Source organism: Pseudomonas sp. RIT-PI-q, from assembly GCF_001297125.1.
GTDB lineage: Bacteria > Pseudomonadota > Gammaproteobacteria > Pseudomonadales > Pseudomonadaceae > Aquipseudomonas.
Genome location: NZ_LHPC01000049.1, coordinates 149,041 through 171,847, shown reverse-complemented (window position 1 = coordinate 171,847; position 22,807 = coordinate 149,041). Strand labels below are relative to the sequence as shown.

Here is a 22,807-nt window from a genome sequence, read left to right as displayed (position 1 = left end):
GTGGGGAGAGTGGCGGCGCATTACTGCGCCGCCGCTGTTCAATTCAAATCAGTCGCGTACCGGGCCAGGCGCCAGGACTTCACGCGAACCGTTGGTATTCATGGACGTCACGACCCCGGCCATTTCCATGGCTTCGATCATGCGTGCGGCGCGGTTGTAGCCGATTTTCAGCTTGCGCTGAACCGCGGAGATGGACGCGCGACGGCTTTCCAGCACGAACTGCACTGCTTCGTCATAGAGCGCGTCGGTTTCAGCATCATCGTCACCACCGCCGCTGCCGCCGTCAAAGCCGCTACCGGGCTCTTCGACACCGGCGAGAATCTCGTCGTTGTATTCCGGCGCGCCGCGCAGTTTCCAGGCTTCAACCACCCGGTGAACTTCGTCATCGGAAACGAAGGCACCGTGAACACGGATCGGCAGGCTGGTGCCTGGCGGCATGTAGAGCATGTCACCGTGGCCCAGCAGTTGCTCGGCGCCGCCCTGGTCGATGATGGTCCGCGAATCGATCTTGCTCGACACCTGGAACGCCATACGCGTTGGAATGTTGGCCTTGATCAGACCGGTGATCACGTCCACCGACGGACGCTGGGTCGCGAGGATCAAGTGGATACCGGCAGCACGGGCCTTCTGGGCGATACGCGCGATCAGTTCTTCAACCTTCTTGCCGACGATCATCATCATGTCGGCGAATTCGTCGACCACCACGACAATGGTCGGCAGCTTGGTCAGCAACGGCGCTTCGTCGTGAATGCTTTCGCGCTTGTACAGCGGATCGGTCAACGGCTCACCGGCGTCCTGGGCTTCCTTGACCTTGGCGTTGAAGCCCGACAGGTTTCGTACGCCCATCTTCGCCATCAATTTGTAGCGACGCTCCATCTCCGCCACGCTCCAGCGCAGGGCGTTGGCCGCGTCCTTCATGTCGGTCACGACCGGGCACAGCAGGTGCGGAATACCTTCGTAGATCGACAATTCAAGCATTTTCGGGTCGATCATGATCAGCTTGGCGTCTTCCGGGCCGGACTTGAACAGGATCGACAGGATCATCGCGTTCACGCCCACCGACTTACCGGAACCGGTCGTACCGGCCACCAGCAAGTGCGGCATTTTCGCCAGATCGGTGATGACCGGCTTGCCGCCGATGTCATGGCCCAGCGCCAGCGTGACCGGCGACTTGAAGTTGTCGTACTCGGGGGTCGACAGCACTTCGGAGAACCGCACGATCTGGCGGTCTTCGTTCGGGATCTCGATACCGACGGTGGTCTTGCCCGGAATCACTTCCACCACACGCACACTGGTCACGGCCAGGGAACGCGCAAGGTCTTTTGCCAGGTTGGAGATACGGCTGACTTTAACCCCGGCAGCGGGCTGGATTTCGTAACGGGTAATCACCGGACCCGGGTGAATCGAATCCACCGAGACTTCGACGCCGAATTCCTTGAGCTTGATTTCCAGCAAGTGGCCAACCGCAGCCAGGGATTCAGGCGAATAATTGAGCTGTTTCTTTTCCGCCGGGTCGAGAATCGAGATCGGCGGCAAGGTGCCTTCGACGGCGCTGTCGACGAACAAATGCGCCTGTTTCTCTTTTTCCACGCGCTTGCTCGGCGCTGCCGGTTTCGGCGGCGCCGGGGCAATCACCGGCGGCACCTGCATCTCGCGCTCGGACATGTGCTTGCTCAGGGCCTGCTCACGTTCGATCAGGCGTTCCTTGACCTTGGCCTGTTCGCGCTTGTCGGTAACGGTCGGCGCCACCACGTCATGCACGCGGTCGTCGACTTCACGCAATTGCGCAACCAGTTGCTTACGCTCGACACGGGCGGCCCACCAGCGATTGGCCGCGCCCTGGAACAGTTCGAACAGGTCGAGGGTGATTTTGCCGGTGAGGTCCATCACCTTGAACCACGACAGGTCGGTGAACACCGTCAGGCCGAACAGGAACAGCGCGATGAACAGCAGCGTGCTGCCCTGGATGTTCAGGGCATTCTTGGCCAGGTCGCCAAGGCTTTCGCCCAAGGCACCGCCAGCGCCGGCCGGCAGACCGGTCGCCGCGTGAAAATGGATATGCGCCAGGGCCGCGCCCGACAGCACCAGGAACACCAGACCGATCAGGCGCCAGGAAAACAGCCAGCCGCTCCACTGCCACGGTTCGTGGCGTTGGCGGAAGATCTGGTAAGTCTTGACCGCCAGCAACAGCGGGAAGATGTAGGCGAAGTAACCCAGCACCATGAACAGGATATCGGCGCTGTAGGAGCCGGCCGGCCCGCCGAAGTTCTGTACATCGTCGATCTTGCTGTTATGGCTCCAGCCCGGATCGTCCTTGCCATAGGTCAACAAGGCCATCATCAGGAACAGGCACAAGGCACCGATGGCGATCAATGCACCTTCCTTGAGTCGGTAGTGCAAATGCTGGCGCCAGAGCGGAACAACGGCTGGTTTAGGTGCTGCGGTGGATTTCTTCAAAACGCTACTTTTCCTGCGCCAGTGGCGCGTCCATCTGTTGAATGACTATAAAAAACTGCCCAATCCAGGCAGGTAAAAAAGTTAACAGGCGCAACTGGGACTACTTTTAACACTGCGCCCCGGTTTTTATAAACACGGCGCGTACTGCTTATTTTGTTACAAGCACAGTTACAGACAGGCATTGTACGGGTTTGTTCGTCCGATGCCATGCTTGTGACCCTTGGGTGTAGCATAGCCAAACGCCCATTGCGCGCGGTTCAATTTGAGCATGCATTCTCTTTTGTGACAAAGGCTTATGAGGTGTTTTTATGAGCGAAGCGAAGCATTCCCGCCTGATCATTCTGGGTTCCGGCCCTGCCGGTTACAGCGCAGCCGTTTATGCCGCCCGCGCCAACCTCAAACCCGTTGTCATTACCGGCATACAGGCAGGTGGCCAGCTGACCACCACCGTCGAAGTCGATAACTGGCCCGGCGACGTCGAAGGCCTCACCGGTCCGGTACTGATGGAACGCATGCAAAAACACGCCGAGCGCTTTGACACCGAGATCGTCTACGACCATATCCACACCGCCAAGTTGCAACAGCGCCCGTTCGAACTCATCGGTGACAGCGGCACTTACACCTGCGATGCGCTGATTATTGCCACCGGCGCTTCGGCGCAATACCTCGGACTGCCATCGGAAGAGACGTTTGCCGGCAAAGGCGTTTCGGCCTGCGCCACCTGTGACGGCTTCTTCTATCGCAATCAGGTGGTCGCGGTGATCGGCGGCGGCAACACGGCGGTTGAAGAAGCGCTGTACCTGTCGAATATCGCCAAGGAAGTCCACCTGATCCACCGGCGCGACAAGTTGCGCTCGGAGAAAATCCTTCAGGACAAACTCTTCGAACGAGCCGCCAACGGCAATATTCGCCTGCACTGGAACCAGAATCTCGACGAAGTGCTGGGCGATGCCAGCGGCGTGACCGGCGCCCGCCTGCGCGACAGCCACACGGGCGAAACCACGGAATTGCCGCTGACCGGCGTGTTCATCGCCATCGGCCACAAGCCCAACACTGACCTGTTTCAGGGCCAACTGGAGATGCGTGACGGCTATCTGCTGGTCAAGGGCGGCAGCGAAGGCGATGCCCCCGCCCCTGCAATCGAAGGCGTGTTTGCTGCCGGCGGTGTAGCCGATCATGTTTACCGCCAGGCCGTCACGTCGGCCGGCGCCGGTTGCATGGCCGCGCTGGACGCCGAAAAATACCTCGACGACATTCCGACCGTTTGACGGCACACTTCACGGCGGGCCGACCAGCCCGCCACCGCCCTCCCCTTCTGCAAGCCCGGATGCCATGCTGACTTGGTTACAACGCAACTCCCTGACCTTCCCGCCGCTGGAAAAAGCCATGCGCGATCCCAACGGACTGTTGGCTGCGGGCGGAGACCTGTCCGCCGATCGCCTGGTTAAAGCCTATCGCCACGGTTGTTTTCCATGGTTTTCGGAAGGCCAGCCGATTCTCTGGTGGTCGCCGGATCCGCGCACCGTGCTGTTTCCCGACGAACTGCATGTCTCTCGCAGCCTGAACAAGTTGCTGCGCCAGCAACGCTATCAAGTGACCTTCGATCAGGATTTTGCCGCGGTCATCCGCGCCTGCGCCGCACCGCGCGACCACGCCGATGGCACCTGGATCACCGAAGCGATGCAGAACGCCTACCTCGAACTGCACCGGCGCGGTTACGCGCACTCGGTGGAAGTCTGGGACCAGGGCGAGCTGGTCGGCGGGCTGTATGGCCTGGCCATGGGGCAGCTATTTTTCGGCGAGTCGATGTTCAGTCGCGCCGATAACGCCTCCAAATATGGCTTTGCCACACTGGTCCGACATCTGAAAGACTCAGGCTTTGTGCTGATCGACTGCCAGATGCCCACCGACCATTTGCACAGCCTCGGCGCCCGGGCCATTCCACGCCGCGAATTTGCCCGCTACCTTGCGCAGCATCTGGACCAACCCAGCCGCGCAACCTGGGTTTGCTGAGCGACTTTTGCGCGCGTGGCTTACACTTAATCAAAAGCATTATCCCGAGGGTTGATCATGACCGAGTTGGCGCGTTTGAAGTTCTATGCCACTCAGCCGCACTCTTGCAGTTATCTGCCCGAGGAGCAGGCCACTACCCTGTTTCTCGACCCTAGTCAGCCCATGGATGTGCATGTCTACGCAGATCTGTCGGAGATGGGTTTCCGTCGCAGTGGCGACCATCTCTACCGGCCGCATTGCCAGAATTGCAATGCGTGCGTGCCGGCACGGATCCCCGTGGCGCAATTTACCCCGAATCGTCAGCAGAAACGCATCTTCAAGCGCAACATTGACCTGCAAGTGCGCCCGGCAAAACCGGGGTTCAGCGAAGAGTATTTCGACCTGTATCAGCGCTACATCGAACAGCGGCATGCCGACGGCGACATGTATCCGCCGAGTCGCGATCAGTTCGCCACTTTCCTGGTGCGCGACCTGCCGTTCTCCCGATTCTACGAATTCCGCCTCGACGGACGGTTGCTGGCCGTGGCCGTGACCGATTTGCTGCCGAACGGTCTGTCGGCGGTCTACACCTTCTACGAACCCGCCGAAGAACGTCGCAGCCTGGGGCGTTACGCGATCCTCTGGCAAATCGCCGAGGCCCGACGCCTGAGGCTGGAAGCGGTCTATCTGGGCTATTGGATCAAAAACTGCAAAAAAATGAGCTACAAGACTCAATATCGTCCCATCGAACTGCTGATTAATCAGCGCTGGGTCATCCTGAACTAGAGCAAGCCCTAAACCCCTTGGCTTAAACCCCATTTTTCGGGCACAATGCACGCCGCTTTTGCCTGGCGCAGTTGCACCGGGCCATTCATTGGACACCGAGGGCTTTACTGCATGTCGAAAGAAGACAGCTTCGAAATGGAAGGCACTGTCGTCGACACCCTGCCCAACACCATGTTTCGTGTGGAGTTGGAAAATGGGCACGTCGTAACCGCGCATATTTCCGGCAAGATGCGCAAGAACTACATTCGTATTCTTACCGGTGACAAAGTGCGCGTCGAGCTGACGCCCTATGACTTGAGCAAAGGGCGGATCACTTACCGCGCTCGTTAATCAAGTCAATACAGAACGCCCGGTTTATGCCGGGCGTTTTTGTGTCCGCGCTTTATAGGATTGTGTGTATATCCGTTGCTGCGGTAATGGCTGCTTATGGTTTCGCTTTTACAGCGACTCACTTTTCCAGACGCCGAAAAGTAAGCAAAAGGCTTTGCCCCGGTGTACGGCACCTCGCCTAGGCTCGGTGTTCCCTCGCTACGGTGCCCATCAGGGGGCATCGCCTCCGGTCTGCTTCACGACGACCTCCTCTCGATGTGTTCGGCTGCGCCGAACGGCGCTACGCGCCTAACCCCCTGATGAACACCTACGCTCGGCCTGCCGAAGGGGCAAAAGATCAAGATCAAAATCAAGATCAAAAGCCAGAGCCAGAGCCAGAGCCAGAGCCAGAGCCAGAGCGGATCAAAAGATCGCAGCCTTCGCCAGCGCAGTGACCCTGTGCAACCGCGCATTTGAATAGACCACCAATCCCCTGTAGGAGCGAGCTTGCTCGCGATGAACCCGAGGGCGACGCGTTTATCCCGCAAACACGCGTTATCGTTAACGTCCATCGCGAGCAAGCTCGCTCCTACAGAAAATCAGAAGCACAGCGGCCTACCGCGTCGCGTTTCACCACTAAACAGGCCGAGCGTTGCCAGAGCCAGAGTCAGAGCCAAAGCGGATCAAAAGATCGCAGCCTTCGCCAACGCCTCGACCGTGTGCAACCGCACATTTGAATAGACCACCAATCCCCTGTAGGAGCGAGCTTGCTCGCGATGAACCCGAGGGCGACGCGTTTATCCCGCAAACACGCGTTATCGTTAACGTCCATCGCGAGCAAGCTCGCTCCTACAGAAAATCAGAAGCACAGCGGCCTACCGCGTCGCTTTTCACCACTCAACAGGCCGAGCGTTAGCTCGCCTGAGCTTTTGATCTTGCTTTTGATCTGCCCGCCCCTTCGGCAGGCTGAGTGGAGGTGTTCATCTGGGGGTTAGGCGCGCAGCGCCGTTCGGCGCAGCCGAACACATCGAGAGGAGGTCGTCGCGAAGCAGACCGGAGGCGATGCCCCCAGATGAATACCGGAACGAAGGAACGCCGAGCCCCAGCGAGGGGCCGGACGCTGGGGCAAGACTTTTTGGTTCCTTTTGTGGCGTTTGACAAAAGGGACTCGCCGTAAGGGCGAAACCCTAAGCCGCCGTTACCGCAGCAACGGATATACCCCAAATCCAATAGGCAATAAAAAAGGCGCCCGAAGGCGCCTTTTTGCTCTACAGCTGTCAGGCCATTTCCGCCGTGGTCTCGAAATCGAAGGTCAACTCACCATCCTTCAGATCGATATGCACCACGCCTCCATGATCAGCCAATTCGCCAAAGAGAATCTCTTCCGCCAGCGGACGCTTGATCTTGTCCTGAATCAAACGCGCCATAGGTCGAGCACCCATCGCCGAGTCATAACCACCCGCCGCCAACCAGCTGCGCGCCGCGTCCGTCACCTCAAGCTGCACACGCTTGTCTTCCAACTGCGCCTGAAGCTCGGTAAGGAACTTGTCCACCACGCTCTTGATGACCTCATGACTGAGGCGACCAAACTGGATAATGGTGTCCAGACGGTTACGGAATTCCGGCGTGAAGCTCTTCTTGATCACTTCCATCGCATCAGACGAGTGGTCCTGATGGGTGAAACCGATCGAGGCGCGAGCTGCCGTTTCGGCACCGGCGTTGGTCGTCATGATGACGATCACGTTACGGAAATCCGCCTTGCGCCCGTTGTTATCGGTCAGCGTACCGTGATCCATGACCTGCAACAGCAGGTTGAAGACTTCCGGATGCGCCTTCTCGATCTCATCGAGCAACAGCACGCAGTGAGGCTGCTTGGTGATGGCTTCGGTCAGCAGACCGCCCTGATCGAACCCGACATAGCCAGGAGGTGCACCGATCAGACGCGAGACGGTGTGGCGCTCCATGTACTCGGACATGTCGAAACGAACCAGCTCGATGCCCAACGCCTTGGCCAACTGACGCGCCGCTTCGGTTTTACCGACACCGGTCGGCCCTGCGAACAGGAACGAACCGACAGGCTTGTCAGGCGACTTGAGGCCGGCACGGGACAGTTTGATCGCGGTCGACAGCGAGTCGATCGCCGCATCCTGGCCAAATACGGTCAGCTTCAGGTCACGCTCAAGGTTACGCAGCAGCTCTTTATCGGAACTGGTGACGTGCTTAGGCGGAATCCGCGCGATTTTCGCGACGATGTCCTCGACTTGAGGCACTTCGATGCGTTTCACGCGCTTCTCGATCGGTTGCAGGCGCTGATAAGCACCCGCTTCGTCGATGACGTCGATCGCCTTGTCCGGCATGTGCCGGTCATTGATGTAACGCGAGGCCAGCTCAGCCGCTGCGCGCAGGGCCTCATCGCTGTACTCGATGTTGTGGTGCGCTTCGAAACGCCCTTTCAGGCCGCGCAGGATGCCGATGGTGTCTTCCACCGAAGGTTCCGACACGTCGACTTTCTGGAAGCGCCGAGCCAGAGCACGGTCCTTCTCGAAGATCCCGCGGAATTCCTGGAAGGTAGTCGAACCGATGCACCGGATATCGCCGGACGACAGCAGCGGCTTGAGCAGGTTCGAGGCATCCATGACGCCACCGGACGCGGCACCCGCACCAATGATAGTGTGGATTTCGTCGATGAACAGAATCGCCTGAGGACGTTTTTTCAGCTCATTGAGCAACGCCTTGAAGCGTTTCTCGAAATCGCCGCGGTACTTTGTCCCGGCCAGCAAGGCCCCCAGATCGAGGGAATACACCACGCTGTTGGCCAACAGATCCGGCACCTGGTTGTCGACAATGCGTTTGGCCAGGCCTTCGGCAATCGCGGTTTTACCCACGCCTGCCTCGCCCACCAGCAGCGGATTGTTTTTGCGACGGCGCGCCAGGATCTGCGCGACACGTTCGACTTCCAGCTCACGGCCTACCAATGGATCGATTCGACCCTGGCGCGCGAGTTCGTTGAGGTTGCTGGCATAAGCATCCAGAGGATTGCCTGAAGATGAAGACTCACCGCCCTCGTCGTCCTGCATATCTTGCTCACCTTCAGAGTGATCGCCATGCCCCGGTACTTTGGAAATGCCGTGGGCGATGTAGTTGACGACATCGATGCGCGCAACGCTCTGCTGTTTCAGCAGGAACACTGCCTGACTCTCTTGCTCACTGAAGATTGCAACCAGCACGTTGGCACCAGTTACTTCGCGTTTGCCCGAGCTCTGTACGTGAAAGACAGCACGTTGCAGTACACGCTGGAAGCCCAGGGTTGGCTGGGTTTCACGATCCTCGTCATGAACGGGGATCAATGGCGTGGTGGAGTCGATGAACTCCTGCAGGTCGTGCTTGAGTTTGTCGAGGTTTGCGCCGCAGGCACGCAAAACGGTGGCGGCAGCCTCATTGTCCAATAGGGCCAGCAGGAGGTGCTCGACGGTCATGAATTCATGACGCTTCGAACGGGCCTCCTTGAAGGCAAGATTGAGGGTGACTTCGAGCTCGCGGTTTAACATAGCTTCACCTCATACCCAAGTGTCCGGCGATTAACCGTCCTTCTCGATTTCACAGAGTAGCGGATGCTGGCTTTCCCTGGCGTACTGGTTGACCTGCATGGCCTTGGTCTCGGCGATGTCGCGGGTAAACACTCCACATACTGCCCGTCCTTCTGTGTGGACGGCCAGCATGACCTTGGTCGCCAGCTCGCGATTCAGGTTAAAAAACACCTCGAGCACTTCGACGACGAAATCCATCGGTGTGTAGTCATCATTGAACAAAACCACCTTGTACATCGGCGGCGCCTGTAAAGCAGGCTTAGCCTCCTGGACAGCAATGCCTGCGGAATCGTCGTCGTGTGAATCAGGATGATCCTGATTGAATGTTAGTCGAATCTGGCTGATTGCATGCATGGAAAGAAAGGTTCGTTAGTTGTTCGAATACAGTGGTGGGGGCGGCCATCGTCGATTTCAACTCCGACTGCCTGGTCACCTTGACTATCGGCAAAACGGTGTTACAACCAATAGAGCCCACAGTGGGTAAAAAAGGTCCGCGGAGTCAACTCTATTTGCAAGGTTCGACTGCGGATGTACTGGATGATACTCCAGTGATGGAGTCTGTTGCAGAGGGATATGGGTATGTCAGGCGTCAAGGACACAGAGAAGGTCAAAGGCACAGTCAAGGGCAAGGTCAAATGGTTCAACAACGCCAAGGGCTACGGATTCATCAACAAGGATGGTGATAGCGAAGACCTGTTTGCGCACTATTCAGCCATCCAGATGGACGGTTATAAAACCCTGAAAGCCGGTCAAGCGGTCGTCTTTGACATTATTCAAGGCCCAAAAGGCCTGCACGCCGTCAATATCGGTACACCTGAGGATGCTCAGGCCGTCGTCACACCCAACGGGCAACAAACCGTGACAGCTTAAGTTCGCACCCACCCTCCAGTCATAAAAAAACCGCCCGACTCAATCACTGGAGTCGGGCGGTTTTTTATTACATCCGATTCGCTTACATGTGCGAGATCAGGGCATCACCAAACGCCGAAGAAGACAGCAGTTTCGCGCCTTCCATCAGACGGTGGAAGTCATAGGTCACGGTCTTGGCGGAAATCGCGCCGTTGGTGCCCTTGATGATCAGATCGGCGGCTTCGGTCCAGCCCATGTGACGCAGCATCATCTCGGCGGACAAGATCAGCGAACCCGGGTTGACCTGGTCCTTGCCGGCGTACTTCGGCGCAGTACCGTGGGTCGCTTCGAACATGGCGATGGTGTCGGACAGGTTGGCACCCGGCGCGATACCGATACCGCCCACTTCCGCCGCCAGGGCGTCGGAGAGGTAGTCGCCGTTCAGGTTCAGGGTCGCAATGACATCGTATTCGGCCGGGCGCAGCAGGATCTGCTGGAGCATGGCGTCGGCGATGGCGTCCTTGACGATGACGTTCTTGCCGGTTTTCGGGTTTTTAAACTGCATCCACGGCCCGCCGTCGAGCAGGGTCGCGCCGAATTCTTCAGCGGCCACTTCGTAGGCCCATTCCTTGAAGGCACCTTCGGTGAACTTCATGATGTTGCCTTTGTGCACGATGGTCAGCGAGTCGCGGTCGTTGTCGACCACATACTGCAGGGCCTTGCGCGCCAGGCGCTTGGTGCCTTGCAGGGAAACCGGCTTGATACCGATACCGCAGTTTTCGTCGAAACGGATCTTGGTCACGCCCATTTCGTCTTTCAGGAACTTGATGACCTTGGTCGCTTCCGGCGAGCCGGCTTTCCATTCGATACCGGCATAAATGTCTTCCGAGTTCTCACGGAAGATGGTCATGTCGACGTCGCCTGGTTTCTTGACCGGGCTAGGCACGCCTTCGAACCAGCGCACCGGGCGCAGGCACACATAAAGGTCGAGCTGCTGACGCAGGGCCACGTTCAGCGAACGGATGCCGCCACCGACCGGCGTGGTCAGAGGGCCCTTGATGGAAACCACGTAATCCTTGACCGCGTCCAGGGTTTCCTGAGGTAGCCAGGTGTCCTGATCGTAAACCTGAGTCGCTTTCTCCCCGGCGTAGACTTCCATCCAGGAAATTTTGCGATCGCCGCCGTAAGCCTTCTTAACAGCAGCATCGACAACCTTGATCATGACCGGGCTGATATCAACACCAATACCATCACCTTCGATGAAGGGGATGATCGGGTTGTTAGGAACATTGAGAGAATGGTCCGCGTTGACGGTGATTTTGTCGCCGACTGCTGGAACCTGAATCTTCTTGTATCCCATGCTGAACTCCATTGTTTGGATTGAACATCTGGCTTCGTTCGAGCGTACCCCAGTTAAATCGGCACGCAAACCCTCTGTTCTGTCCATCTGCCGCAAAGCTACACAGTTCGCGGCGTACAAGCCTGAAAGCAAAGGGAAAAGTGCCAAACTCAAGCACGGTGCAAGACTCTACGCCCCCCTCGCCCCTGCGACCTTTAGACCAATGGACGAAAATCGTTGCGCATGAACCATCGGCAGATTGCCAGCTACCTATGTATAATGCCGCCCGCTGACCACAGAGTCACGACGGCCGACCGCTCCTGCCACTGAACAAGTAGCCGAGATGCCGGGCCCGAAAAAGCAGGACCGTTACCGCAGTCCACCCGCTTGACGCTCGACTGATGCACCCAACATCACCGCGCACAAATCTCGACATTCGGCTCATGGATGACTTTGAACGAACGCGCTTACCCGGCGCCCCTCGAGTTTTTCTGCGCACGCTTTAGCAAAGAAGAGAGAGTTAATCCGAATATGCCCACCCGCTCGAAGATCATCTATACCTTCACCGACGAAGCTCCCGCCCTCGCCACCTATTCACTGTTGCCTATCGTAGAGGCTTTCACCGCCTCCGCTGATATCGCCGTGGAAACCCGCGATATCTCTCTTGCAGGGCGCATCCTGGCCAGCTTCCCCGAGCAATTGGGCGACAAAGCCGTAGCCGACCACCTCGCCGAACTGGGCGACCTGGCCGTCACGCCGGAAGCCAACATCATTAAGCTGCCGAACATCAGCGCCTCGGTTCCGCAACTGCAAGCCGCGATCAAAGAGCTGCAAGACCAAGGCTTCGCAATCCCTGACTACCCGGAAACCGTGACCAGCGACGCTGACAAGCTCGCCAAGTCGCGTTACGACAAGATCAAGGGCAGCGCCGTGAACCCGGTTCTGCGCGAAGGCAACTCCGATCGTCGTGCGCCACTGTCGGTCAAGAACTACGCACGCAAGCACCCGCACAAAATGGGCGCCTGGGCCAAAGACTCCAAGTCCCACGTTGCGCACATGAGCACCGGCGATTTCTACGGCAGCGAAAAAGCTGCCCTGATCGACGCCGCTGACGCCGTCAAAATCGAACTGATCGCTCAAGACGGCACCACCACCGTCCTGAAAGAAAAAACCACCGTGCAAGCCGGTGAGATCCTCGATTGCGCGGTCATGAGCAAAAACGCTCTGCGCAGCTTCATCGCTGCCGAGATCGAAGACGCCAAGCAAAAAGGCGTACTGCTGTCGGTTCACCTCAAAGCCACCATGATGAAGGTCTCCGACCCGATCATGTTCGGCCAGATCGTTGCCGAGTTCTATAAAGACGCACTGGCCAAGCACGCTGACGTGCTGGCACAGATCGGCTTCAACCTGAACAACGGCATCGGCGACCTGTACGCTCGCATCAAGGCCCTGCCGGCCGAGCAGCAAGCTGCGATCGAAGCGGACATCCAGGCGGTCTACGCCGTTCGTCCGTCGTTGGCCATGGTCAACTCCGACAAAGGCATCACCAACCTGCACGTGCCGAGCGACGTGATCGTCGACGCCTCGATGCCAGCGATGATCCGTGACTCCGGCAAGATGTGGGGCACTGACGGTCAATTGCACGACACCAAGGCTGTGATCCCGGATCGCTGCTACGCCACCATCTACCAGGCGGTGATCGAAGACTGCAAGCTGCACGGCGCTTTCGATCCGACCACCATGGGCAGCGTGCCAAACGTCGGCCTGATGGCGAAAAAAGCCGAAGAGTACGGCTCGCACGACAAGACTTTCCAGATCAAGGCCAACGGCGTGGTTCGGGTTTCCGACAGCGCTGGCCGCACCCTGCTGGAACAGTCGGTTGAAGCCGGCGACATCTTCCGCATGTGCCAGACCAAAGACGCGCCGATCCAGGACTGGGTCAAACTGGCCGTCAACCGTGCTCGTGCAAGCGCTACTCCAGCAATCTTCTGGCTGGACCCAATGCGCGCCCACGACGGCGTAGTCATCGAGAAAGTTCAGGCTTACCTGAAGGATCACGACACGTCGGGCCTGGACATCCGCATCATGTCGCCAGTCGACGCGATGGCGTTCACCTTGGGCCGCACTCGCGAAGGCAAGGACACCATCTCGGTGACCGGCAACGTATTGCGCGACTACCTGACTGACCTGTTCCCGATCATGGAACTGGGCACCAGCGCCAAGATGCTGTCGATCGTTCCGCTGATGAACGGCGGCGGTCTGTTTGAAACCGGCGCTGGCGGTTCGGCACCGAAGCACGTTCAACAGCTGCTGGAAGAAAACTTCCTGCGCTGGGATTCCCTGGGCGAGTTCCTGGCCCTGGCCGCGTCCCTTGAGCATCTGGGTGTGACTTACAACAACCCTAAAGCGCTGGTGTTGGCCAAGACCCTGGATCAGGCCACCGGCCAGTTCCTCGACAACAACAAGTCGCCATCGCGCAAAGTCGGCAACATCGACAACCGCGGCAGCCACTTCTACCTGGCGCTGTACTGGGCTCAAGCCCTGGCCGCCCAGTCCGAAGACACGGCACTGCAAGCGCAGTTCGGCCAGCTGGCCAAAACCCTGGCCGAGAACGAAGCAACCATCGTTGCCGAGCTCAACGCCGTTCAGGGCAAGCCAGTGGACATCGGCGGTTACTACCACGCCAATGCCGAGCTGATCAGCAAGGCCATGCGCCCAAGCAACACTTTCAACGCCGCGATCGCTGCGCTGGTTTAAGGTTGTAAGGATGCAAAGAAGCCCCGGCCCAGTGCCGGGGTTTCTGTTTGTGCCCCCTGTAGGAGCTGGCTTGCCAGCGAAGGCGGCTTATCATTCAACATCGATGTCGACTGACCCGCCGCTTTCGCAGGCAAGCCAGTTCCTACAGGGGGCGGGTTTCAATATTCAGAATTGAGGAAGCTTTATGGATTGGCTACCCCACATCACCGTCGCCACCATCGTCGAAGACAACGGCCGCTTCCTGATGGTCGAAGAACTCAAGGGCGGACGAACGGTGCTCAACCAACCCGCCGGCCACCTCGACCCGGACGAAACCCTGATCGACGCCGCCATCCGTGAAACCCTCGAGGAAACCGGCTGGGACGTCGAACCGACCGGTGTGGTGGGCATTTACCTGTACACCGCCCCGAGCAACGGCGTGACCTATCAACGGGTCTGCTTCACAGCAAAACCGCTCAAGCATCACCCCGACTATCAACTGGACGACGGCATTGTCGGCGCAAAATGGCTGACGCGTGACGAACTGCTGGCACAGCGCGCAAACTGGCGCAGTGAGCTGATCATCCGTTGTATCGACGATTATCTGGACGGTAAACACTTCGGTCTCGAACTGATCCGCCCTTCTCTTTAGCCTTGCGGGCTTCGGCCTGTTAGAATCGCGTCCTTTTTCAAGACACTCATTGAATCCCTATGCGTGATCCAGCCCCTTCTGATACACAAAAGAAGCGCGTCATTGTCGGCATGTCCGGCGGCGTGGACTCTTCCGTTTCCGCTCTCCTGCTGATCGAGCAGGGTTATGAGGTGGAAGGCCTGTTCATGAAGAACTGGGAAGAAGACGATGGAACGGAATACTGCACCGCCATGGACGACCTGGCGGATGCTCAGGCTGTCTGCGACAAGATTGGCATCAAGCTGCACACCGCCAACTTCGCTGCCGAATACTGGGACAATGTGTTCGAGCACTTCCTGGCCGAATACAAGGCCGGTCGCACGCCGAACCCGGACATCCTGTGCAACCGCGAGATCAAGTTCAAGGCGTTCCTCGACTACGCCATGATGCTCGGTGCCGACCTGATCGCCACCGGCCACTACGTGCGCCGCCGCGACATTAATGGCCGCACTGAATTGCTCAAGGGCCTGGACCCGAACAAGGACCAGAGCTACTTCCTTCACGCCGTCGGCGGCGAACAGATCGCCAAGACGCTGTTCCCGGTCGGCGAGCTGGAAAAGCCCGAAGTGCGCGCGATTGCCGAGAAACACGAGCTGGCCACCGCGAAGAAAAAGGATTCCACCGGGATCTGCTTTATCGGCGAACGCCGCTTCAGCGACTTCCTCAAGCAATACCTGCCGGCGCAACCCGGCGAGATCAAGACCACCGAAGGCGAAGTCATCGGCCGTCACCACGGCTTGATGTACCACACCATCGGTCAGCGTCAGGGCCTGGGCATCGGCGGCTTGAAAGATGCCAGCGACGAGCCGTGGTACGTGCTGATCAAAGATCTGGTCAACAACGAGCTGATCGTCGGCCAGGGCAATGACCACCCGTACCTGTTCTCCCGCGCCCTGCTCGCCTCGGATATCTATTGGGTCAACCCGATCGATTTGACCGAGCCGCGCAAGCTGACCGCCAAAGTCCGCTATCGCCAGAGCGATCAACCTTGCACGCTGGAAAAAACCGCCACCGGCTACCGCGCGATCTTCGATGACCCGCAACGCGCGGTCACCCCGGGCCAATCCGTGGTGTTCTACGACGGTGAAATCTGCCTTGGCGGTGGCGTGATCGAAATCGCCGAACCGTGGACCAGCAAAGGCACCCCTCAAGGCGAGCAGCAATGAGCCCGACGCAGGAGCAACTGACGGCGCTGGGCGGCGTGTTTCTCGCCGCCGTGCTGGTCGACAAGATCGCCAAGACCGGCCAGACCACCGAAGCCGGCCTGACCTGCATGCTCGGCAGCCTGCTGATTCGCGACCCCAAGGACACTCTGGAAGTGTACGGCGGCGACGACATCAATCTGCGTGAAGGCTACCGCGCATTGATCGGCGCCCTGGAGCGCGACCCGAGCACCCTGCAGCGCGAACCACTGCGCTACGCACTGGCGATGCTCGGCCTGGAGCGTCAACTGGCCAAGCGTAACGACATGCTGGACGTTATCGGCAAGCGTTTGCCGCAGATCCAGTCCCAGGTCGAGCACTTCGGCCCGGTCCACGAAAACGTCATCGCCGCCTGCGGCGCGCTGTACCAGGACACCCTGAGCACCTTGCGCCAACGGATTCAGGTCCACGGCGACATGCGCAATCTGCAGCAACCGAGCAACGCCTCGAAAATCCGCGCCCTGTTGCTGGCCGGGATTCGTTCGGCACGCCTGTGGCGGCAGTTGGGCGGTCATCGTTGGCAGTTGGTGATCAGCCGTCGCAAGTTGCTCAAAGAGCTTTACCCGCTGATGCGCAGCAGCTGAACCGCGCCCGCAACACTGCTTTAGATCTGTAACGCGTAATACGCCGGTCAGTTGGCAACGGACCGGCGGATTTTTTCATGTATGATACGCGCCCCATTTCGTTGCCCGACTGTCCGAGAACACCCCATGCAGCTTTCTTCGCTCACTGCGGTTTCCCCTGTTGACGGCCGCTACGCCGGCAAAACCCAGGCCCTGCGCCCAATTTTCAGCGAATACGGCCTGATCCGTGCTCGCGTTCTGGTTGAAGTGCGCTGGCTCCAGCGCCTGGCCGCTCACCCAGGCATCAGCGAAGTGCCGGCGTTCTCCGCCGAAGCCAACGCGGTGCTGAACACCCTGGCGGACAACTTCGCTCTGGAGCACGCCGAGCGTGTCAAAGAGATCGAGCGCACCACCAACCACGACGTCAAAGCCATCGAATACCTGCTCAAAGAGCAAGCGGCCAAGCTGCCGGAACTGGCCAAGGTCAGCGAGTTCATCCACTTTGCCTGCACCAGCGAAGACATCAACAACCTGTCCCACGCCCTGATGCTGCGCGAAGGCCGTGATGACGTGATGCTGCCGCTGATGCGCCAGACCGCCGAAGCCATCCGCGAACTCGCGATCCGTTTCGCTGACGTGCCGATGCTGTCGCGCACCCACGGTCAACCGGCCTCGCCGACCACCCTGGGCAAAGAGCTGGCGAACGTGGTTTACCGTCTGGAGCGTCAAATCGCCCAGGTCGCCGCCGTTCCGCTGTTGGGCAAAATCAACGGCGCTGTCGGCAACTACAACGCGCACCTGTCGGCCTACCCTGAGATCGACTGGGAAGAAAACGCCCGCGCCTTCATCGAAGACGAACTGGGCCTGGGTTTCAACCCGTATACCACGCAGATCGAACCGCACGACTACATTGCCGAGCTGTTCGACGCGATCGCGCGCTTCAACACCATCCTGATCGACTTCGACCGCGACATCTGGGGCTACATCTCCCTGGGTTATTTCAAACAGCGCACCATCGCTGGCGAAATCGGTTCGTCGACCATGCCGCACAAGGTCAACCCGATCGACTTCGAAAACTCCGAAGGCAACCTGGGTATCGCCAACGCACTGTTCCAGCACCTGGCGAGCAAGTTGCCAATCTCCCGCTGGCAGCGTGACCTGACCGACTCCACCGTGCTGCGCAACCTCGGTGTCGGCTTCGCCCACAGCGTGATCGCGTACGAAGCCAGCCTCAAAGGCATCAGCAAACTGGAGCTCAACGCGCAGAAAATCGCGGCTGACCTCGACGCGTGCTGGGAAGTCTTGGCCGAGCCGATCCAGACCGTCATGCGTCGCTACAACATCGAAAACCCGTACGAGAAGCTGAAAGAGTTGACCCGTGGCAAGGGCATCAGCCCTGAAGCACTGCAAACTTTCATCGACGGCCTGGAGATGCCAGCCGCCGCCAAGGCCGAGCTGAAACTGCTCACCCCGGCGAACTACATCGGCAACGCTGTCGAGCAAGCCAAACGCATCTGATCGACCGTTTTACCCTTTTGAGACGCCCGGCAGCGCCGGGCGTTTTTATTCCCGTCTGAAAAGTGCTTTTTTTTCAATAGGTTACACATGAATCCTGACATTCCTCTTCAACTACTGGGCGGCATCACGGCACGGGAATTCCTGCGCGACTACTGGCAGAAAAAACCGTTGCTGATCCGCCAGGCGATTCCTGATTTCGAAAGCCCGATCGACGCCGACGAGCTGGCCGGCCTGGCGCTGGAAGAAGAAGTCGAATCGCGCCTGGTGATCGAGCACGGTGAGCGCCCTTGGGAATTGCGCCGCGGCCCGTTCGCCGAAGACGAATTCAGCAAATTGCCGGAACGCGAGTGGACCCTGCTGGTGCAAGCCGTCGACCAATTCGTCCCGGAAGTCAACGAGCTGCTCGAGCACTTCCGCTTTCTGCCGAGCTGGCGCGTCGACGACGTGATGATCAGCTTCGCCGCCCCGGGTGGCAGCGTCGGTCCGCACTTCGACAACTACGACGTATTCCTGCTGCAAGGCCACGGCAAGCGCAACTGGAAAATCGGCCAGATGTGCGATTCCGAGAGCCCGCTGCTGCCGCACGCCGACCTGCGCATCCTCGCCGACTTCGAAGCCACCGATGAGTGGGTTCTGGAGCCGGGCGACATGCTGTACCTGCCACCACGCCTGGCCCATTGCGGCGTGGCCGTCGAGGATTGCATGACCTATTCCGTTGGTTTCCGCGCACCGAGCGCCGCTGAAGTATTGACTCACTTCACCGACTTCCTCAGCCAGTTCCTGCCGGACGAAGAGCGTTACACCGACGCCGACGCCCTGCCTGCGGTCGATCCGCATCAGATCCAGCACGACGCTCTCGATCGCCTGAAAAGCCTGCTGGCCGAGCACATGAGCGACGAGCGCCTGCTGCTGACCTGGTTCGGCCAGTTCATGACCGAGCCGCGCTACCCGGAGCTGGTGGTGGGTCCGGAAGACGTCGAAGAAGACGACGTGCTCAGCGCCCTGGAGCAAGGCGCCGTGCTGATCCGTAACCCAAGCGCGCGCCTGGCCTGGTCGGAAGTGGATGACGACTTGCTGCTGTTCGCCAGCGGCCAGAGTCGTTACCTGCCGGGCAAGCTGCGCGAACTGCTGAAGCTGATCTGTGCCGCCGACGCCCTGCACACCGACAATCTTGGCGACTGGCTGAGCGACGAAGACAGCCGTGGCCTGCTGTGTGAACTGATCAAGCAAGGAAGCCTGGGGTTTGCCGATGAATAAGATTCACGTACGTGTCGCAGACTGGCAAAAGGACAACACCGAGATCCGGCGCATTCGTGAAACGGTGTTCATCGCCGAGCAGTCCGTTCCACCTGAACTGGAATGGGATGCCGATGACCAGGGCGCGGTGCATTTCCTCGCACTCGAAGACGACTTTCCGATTGGCACCGCCCGCCTGCTGCCCGACGGTAACGTCGGCCGGGTGTCGGTGCTCAAGGACTGGCGTGGCTTGAAAGTCGGTGATGCGCTGATGCAAGCAGTGATCCTCGATGCCGAGAAGCGCGGCCTGAAGCAGCAGAAGCTCAGCGCACAAGTGCAAGCCACGGCGTTCTATGAGCGCCTGGGTTTTAGCATTGTCAGTGAGGAGTTCCTGGAAGCAGGGATTCCGCATGTGGACATGGTGCGCGGTTCGGCTTGATACCGAGTTGCGGCCTTCGCGGGCAAGCCTTGCTCCTACAGGGACTACGCCAAACCTGTAGGAGCAAGGCTTGCCCGCGAAGAGGCCCGAAAGAACACCCCAAAACGCCTCGGCATTGATCAATGCCGGGGCGTTTTGCTGTCTACGATTCAACTTGCCCCATCCCGAGCCGACAAACTGGCAATATTAAGCCCTTGTAGGAGCAAGCTTGCTCGCGATGGTCGTCAACGATAATGCTTGAAACCTGACACCCCGCGTCGCTCTTGCGTCCTTCGCGAGCGAGCTCGCTCCTACGGGCACCACATCAGAAGTCGGAGATAACGGACATGTCCCTACGCACCCTGCTCACCACGCTGCTGCTGACCTGCAGTTTTTCGGTCATGGCCGCCACCGAGATCGTGCCTCTGAACTACCACACCAGCGCTGACATGCTGCCGATGGCACAGGATTTTATCGGCAAGGATGGCCAGGTCAGCGCTTACGGCAATCAACTGATCGTCAATGCTGATCAGCGCAAGATCGACGAACTTAAAGCCCTGATCGCCCAACTCGACACCCAACCCAAGCGCCTGCTCATCACCGTCGATACCAACGAAAACAACGTCCAGGGCGATCAGGGTTACTCGGTAAACGGTGCCAAACCCAGCCAGACCCGAATCATCAATCGCAGCACTGAAAGCCGCGATGGCGGCATCCAGCAGATCCAGGCCAGCGAAGGTGCACCAGCACTGATCCAGGTCGGCCAGAGCGTGCCGCTCACCAGCAGCCAGACCGATTCCTACGGCGACCTGCGCAGCCAGACCGAGTACCGCAACGTCACCCAGGGCTTCTACGTCACCGCCAGCGTCACCGGCGACATCGTTCACCTGGCGATCAGTACCAACCGTGACCGCATGAGCCAGGAACGTCCCGATGTAGTGAACGTGCAAAGTACCGACACAACCGTCACGGGGCGACTCGGCGAATGGATCACCCTGGCGGGCGTGAACCGCCAGACTCAGGCCGATAAACAGGGCGTGACCCGCAGCTACTCGACCCAGGGCCGGGATGACATGACCCTGCGGGTGAAAGTCGATACTTTGGACTAAACCACCGAAAACTGACTGATTAGTCGTATTAGACCAAAGATGTAGTGCCTGAAAAAAAGCACTACAAAACGTTTGACGATACAAAAAAGCGAAGGCATGATGGCCTCGCTCCCGCTAATCAGGGGCCCTGGCAAGGGCCTTCGAGGCGCCGTTCGCACCTACCCCGCGAGCCGCTTCGTGTCTGTACCGCCCACAAGGTGTGTTTGACGAGGTTGCCGACTGGAACGAAGTTGTCCCGAGGGACGGAAGCGTAATTAGGTAACCCGGCTCCACACTGAAGTTCGTACCAAGGCCCACGACGCCCGAATGCGCTCGACAGTTCGCCCTTACCTGCTCACTTCCCCTCGAGCCCATCGTTCATCCCGTCGCCATCCCCGCCGAATCCGACTTGACCACCTAAGCTTCTGGTCAGCGAGCAGCCTTTTACGCACTTCTTACCGCGTATCTGGCAGGAGCAGGAATTTTCCACCCAGACCTATGCGACGAGGTTTATCTCCATGGCACTGACACGCGAACAGCAAATTGCAGCCCTCGAAAAAGATTGGGCTGAAAACCCACGCTGGAAAGGCGTGACACGCGCTTACTCCGCTGCTGACGTCGTCCGCCTGCGTGGCTCGGTTCAACCTGAGCACACCTTTGCAAAATTGGGCGCCGAGAAGCTGTGGAACCTGGTGACCCAGGGCGCCAAGCCATCCTTCCGTCCTGAGAAAGATTTCGTCAACTGCATGGGCGCCCTGACCGGCGGCCAGGCTGTACAACAAGTCAAAGCCGGCATCCAGGCCATCTACCTGTCGGGCTGGCAAGTCGCTGCGGACAACAACTCCGCAGAATCGATGTACCCGGACCAGTCGCTGTACCCGGTGGATTCGGTTCCAACCGTGGTCAAGCGCATCAACAACTCGTTCCGTCGTGCTGACCAGATCCAGTGGAAAGCCGGCAAAGGCCCGGGCGACGAAGGTTACATCGACTACTTCGCTCCGATCGTAGCTGACGCTGAAGCCGGTTTCGGCGGCGTACTGAACGCTTACGAGCTGATGAAGAGCATGATCGAAGCAGGCGCCGCCGGCGTTCACTTCGAAGACCAACTGGCTTCCGTGAAAAAATGCGGCCACATGGGCGGCAAGGTACTGGTTCCTACCCAGGAAGCCGTACAGAAGCTGACCGCTGCTCGTCTGGCGGCTGACGTTGCCGGTACTCCGACCATCATCCTGGCGCGTACCGACGCTAACGCGGCTGACCTGCTGACGTCTGATTGCGACCCGTACGACCAGCCATTCGTGACTGGCGAACGTACCCAGGAAGGTTTCTACAAAGTGCGCGCCGGTCTCGACCAGGCGATCGCTCGCGGCCTGGCTTACGCGCCGTACGCCGACCTGATCTGGTGCGAAACCGCCAAGCCGGATCTGGACGAGGCTCGTCGCTTCGCTGAAGCGATCAAAAAGGAATACCCGGACCAACTGCTGTCGTACAACTGCTCGCCTTCCTTCAACTGGAAGAAAAACCTGGACGACGCGACCATCGCCAAGTTCCAGCGCGAACTGTCCGCCATGGGTTACAAGCACCAGTTCATCACCCTGGCCGGCATTCACAACATGTGGCACAGCATGTTCAACCTGGCGCACGACTACGCCCGCAACGACATGACTGCCTACGTGAAGCTGCAAGAGCAAGAGTTCGCTGACGCTGCCAAGGGTTACACCTTCGTGGCTCACCAGCAGGAAGTGGGCACCGGCTACTTCGACGACATGACCACCGTGATTCAAGGTGGCTCGTCTTCGGTCACCGCGCTGACCGGTTCGACTGAAGAAGAACAGTTCCACTGATCTGCTTGGCCTGAACGAACGGCCGTTGCGGACCGAATAGAAAGCTAACCGCAACGCCGCACATCTGACGCCCCGACTGGTTCGGGGCGTTTTTTTGCCCGCGATTTCTTGAGCGGCGCAACCCTGTAGCAGCTGCCGAAGGCTGCGTCCGGCTGCGCAGCAGTCGCAAAACCGAAGCGCACGGTGAACCAG

The 22,807-nt window shown here is 59.0% G+C and carries 18 protein-coding genes; 14 read left to right on the top strand and 4 right to left on the bottom strand.

Annotated elements, in window-relative coordinates; all coding sequences use genetic code 11:
• Positions 1-48: 48 nt before the first annotated feature.
• Positions 49-2,457 (bottom strand): DNA translocase FtsK, encoded by a 2,409-nt coding sequence (locus tag AEQ67_RS25895; RefSeq protein ID WP_082377954.1) that lies wholly within the window; start codon positions 2,455-2,457, stop codon positions 49-51.
• 308 nt (positions 2,458-2,765) lie between these two features.
• On the opposite strand from AEQ67_RS25895, the gene trxB reads away from it, so the two are divergent.
• From trxB to infA, 4 genes are all read left to right on the top strand, one after another.
• Positions 2,766-3,725: a thioredoxin-disulfide reductase gene (gene trxB / locus AEQ67_RS25890; protein WP_059406615.1), complete on the top strand. Its 960-nt coding sequence runs from the start codon at positions 2,766-2,768 to the stop codon at positions 3,723-3,725.
• 64 nt (positions 3,726-3,789) lie between these two features.
• A complete protein-coding gene (aat, locus tag AEQ67_RS25885; protein WP_059406614.1) occupies positions 3,790-4,470 on the top strand; it encodes a leucyl/phenylalanyl-tRNA--protein transferase in 681 nt (226 codons plus the stop codon).
• 57 nt (positions 4,471-4,527) lie between these two features.
• A complete protein-coding gene (locus AEQ67_RS25880) occupies positions 4,528-5,235 on the top strand; it encodes an arginyltransferase (protein ID WP_059406613.1) in 708 nt (235 codons plus the stop codon).
• Positions 5,236-5,346: 111 nt separating this feature from the next.
• A complete protein-coding gene (gene infA, locus AEQ67_RS25875; RefSeq protein ID WP_002553999.1) occupies positions 5,347-5,565 on the top strand; it encodes a translation initiation factor IF-1 in 219 nt (72 codons plus the stop codon).
• A gap of 1,256 nt (positions 5,566-6,821) precedes the next feature.
• Here the strand turns inward: infA and clpA are convergent.
• Positions 6,822-9,092, bottom strand: a complete 2,271-nt coding sequence (gene clpA / locus AEQ67_RS25865; protein ID WP_008146900.1) for an ATP-dependent Clp protease ATP-binding subunit ClpA — start codon at positions 9,090-9,092, stop codon at positions 6,822-6,824.
• Positions 9,093-9,122: 30 nt separating this feature from the next.
• A complete protein-coding gene (gene clpS, locus AEQ67_RS25860; RefSeq protein ID WP_027925124.1) occupies positions 9,123-9,485 on the bottom strand; it encodes an ATP-dependent Clp protease adapter ClpS in 363 nt (120 codons plus the stop codon).
• Positions 9,486-9,710: 225 nt separating this feature from the next.
• Between clpS and cspD the strand changes: the two genes are divergently transcribed.
• Positions 9,711-10,001 carry a cold shock domain-containing protein CspD gene (gene cspD, locus AEQ67_RS25855; protein WP_059406611.1) on the top strand — a complete coding sequence of 97 codons (291 nt, stop codon included), beginning with the start codon at positions 9,711-9,713 and terminating at the stop codon, positions 9,999-10,001.
• A gap of 82 nt (positions 10,002-10,083) precedes the next feature.
• On the opposite strand, the gene icd is transcribed toward cspD, so the two are convergent.
• Entirely contained in the window at positions 10,084-11,340 is a 1,257-nt protein-coding gene (gene icd, locus AEQ67_RS25850; RefSeq protein ID WP_046047455.1) for an NADP-dependent isocitrate dehydrogenase, read from the bottom strand.
• Between the two features lie 510 nt (positions 11,341-11,850).
• Between icd and AEQ67_RS25845 the strand changes: the two genes are divergently transcribed.
• From AEQ67_RS25845 to aceA, 9 genes are all read left to right on the top strand, one after another.
• Positions 11,851-14,076: an NADP-dependent isocitrate dehydrogenase gene (locus AEQ67_RS25845; RefSeq protein WP_059406610.1), complete on the top strand. Its 2,226-nt coding sequence runs from the start codon at positions 11,851-11,853 to the stop codon at positions 14,074-14,076.
• A gap of 184 nt (positions 14,077-14,260) precedes the next feature.
• Positions 14,261-14,707: an NUDIX hydrolase gene (locus AEQ67_RS25840; RefSeq protein WP_059406609.1), complete on the top strand. Its 447-nt coding sequence runs from the start codon at positions 14,261-14,263 to the stop codon at positions 14,705-14,707.
• 59 nt (positions 14,708-14,766) lie between these two features.
• Positions 14,767-15,912 carry a tRNA 2-thiouridine(34) synthase MnmA gene (gene mnmA, locus AEQ67_RS25835; protein WP_059406608.1) on the top strand — a complete coding sequence of 382 codons (1,146 nt, stop codon included), beginning with the start codon at positions 14,767-14,769 and terminating at the stop codon, positions 15,910-15,912.
• Entirely contained in the window at positions 15,909-16,532 is a 624-nt protein-coding gene (gene hflD, locus AEQ67_RS25830) for a high frequency lysogenization protein HflD (protein WP_059406607.1), read from the top strand. The genes mnmA and hflD overlap by 4 nt, the downstream gene beginning before the upstream one ends.
• Positions 16,533-16,658: 126 nt before the next feature.
• Positions 16,659-18,029, top strand: a complete 1,371-nt coding sequence (gene purB / locus AEQ67_RS25825) for an adenylosuccinate lyase (RefSeq protein WP_059406606.1) — start codon at positions 16,659-16,661, stop codon at positions 18,027-18,029.
• Between the two features lie 87 nt (positions 18,030-18,116).
• Positions 18,117-19,286, top strand: coding sequence for a ribosomal protein uL16 3-hydroxylase (locus tag AEQ67_RS25820; RefSeq protein ID WP_059406605.1), 1,170 nt, complete (start codon positions 18,117-18,119; stop codon positions 19,284-19,286).
• Positions 19,279-19,704 carry a GNAT family N-acetyltransferase gene (locus AEQ67_RS25815; protein ID WP_059406604.1) on the top strand — a complete coding sequence of 142 codons (426 nt, stop codon included), beginning with the start codon at positions 19,279-19,281 and terminating at the stop codon, positions 19,702-19,704. Before AEQ67_RS25820 ends, AEQ67_RS25815 begins: the two co-directional genes overlap by 8 nt.
• A 326-nt stretch (positions 19,705-20,030) precedes the next feature.
• The gene (locus AEQ67_RS25810; RefSeq protein WP_059406603.1) at positions 20,031-20,792 is read left to right on the top strand and encodes a secretin N-terminal domain-containing protein; all 762 of its coding nucleotides are present in this window, start codon (positions 20,031-20,033) and stop codon (positions 20,790-20,792) included.
• A 497-nt stretch (positions 20,793-21,289) separates the two neighbouring features.
• Complete coding sequence (gene aceA / locus AEQ67_RS25805) at positions 21,290-22,615, top strand: isocitrate lyase (RefSeq protein WP_008032724.1); 1,326 nt, start codon at positions 21,290-21,292, stop codon at positions 22,613-22,615.
• Positions 22,616-22,807 lie beyond the last annotated feature (192 nt).

Excerpts from the sequence above, each read along its gene's own strand:
- trxB (WP_059406615.1), top strand. The coding sequence starts at position 2,766 with ATGAGCGAAGCGAAGCATTCCCGCCTGATCATTCTGGGTTCCGGCCCT.
- hflD (WP_059406607.1), top strand. The coding sequence starts at position 15,909 with ATGAGCCCGACGCAGGAGCAACTGACGGCGCTGGGCGGCGTGTTTCTC.
- AEQ67_RS25810 (WP_059406603.1), top strand. The coding sequence starts at position 20,031 with ATGTCCCTACGCACCCTGCTCACCACGCTGCTGCTGACCTGCAGTTTT.
- AEQ67_RS25840 (WP_059406609.1), top strand. The coding sequence starts at position 14,261 with ATGGATTGGCTACCCCACATCACCGTCGCCACCATCGTCGAAGACAAC.
- infA (WP_002553999.1), top strand. The coding sequence starts at position 5,347 with ATGTCGAAAGAAGACAGCTTCGAAATGGAAGGCACTGTCGTCGACACC.
- clpS (WP_027925124.1), bottom strand. The coding sequence starts at position 9,485 with ATGCATGCAATCAGCCAGATTCGACTAACATTCAATCAGGATCATCCT.
- AEQ67_RS25820 (WP_059406605.1), top strand. The coding sequence starts at position 18,117 with ATGAATCCTGACATTCCTCTTCAACTACTGGGCGGCATCACGGCACGG.
- AEQ67_RS25880 (WP_059406613.1), top strand. The coding sequence starts at position 4,528 with ATGACCGAGTTGGCGCGTTTGAAGTTCTATGCCACTCAGCCGCACTCT.
- cspD (WP_059406611.1), top strand. The coding sequence starts at position 9,711 with ATGTCAGGCGTCAAGGACACAGAGAAGGTCAAAGGCACAGTCAAGGGC.
- AEQ67_RS25815 (WP_059406604.1), top strand. The coding sequence starts at position 19,279 with ATGAATAAGATTCACGTACGTGTCGCAGACTGGCAAAAGGACAACACC.
- icd (WP_046047455.1), bottom strand. The coding sequence starts at position 11,340 with ATGGGATACAAGAAGATTCAGGTTCCAGCAGTCGGCGACAAAATCACC.
- clpA (WP_008146900.1), bottom strand. The coding sequence starts at position 9,092 with ATGTTAAACCGCGAGCTCGAAGTCACCCTCAATCTTGCCTTCAAGGAG.
- purB (WP_059406606.1), top strand. The coding sequence starts at position 16,659 with ATGCAGCTTTCTTCGCTCACTGCGGTTTCCCCTGTTGACGGCCGCTAC.
- AEQ67_RS25845 (WP_059406610.1), top strand. The coding sequence starts at position 11,851 with ATGCCCACCCGCTCGAAGATCATCTATACCTTCACCGACGAAGCTCCC.
- mnmA (WP_059406608.1), top strand. The coding sequence starts at position 14,767 with ATGCGTGATCCAGCCCCTTCTGATACACAAAAGAAGCGCGTCATTGTC.
- aceA (WP_008032724.1), top strand. The coding sequence starts at position 21,290 with ATGGCACTGACACGCGAACAGCAAATTGCAGCCCTCGAAAAAGATTGG.
- aat (WP_059406614.1), top strand. The coding sequence starts at position 3,790 with ATGCTGACTTGGTTACAACGCAACTCCCTGACCTTCCCGCCGCTGGAA.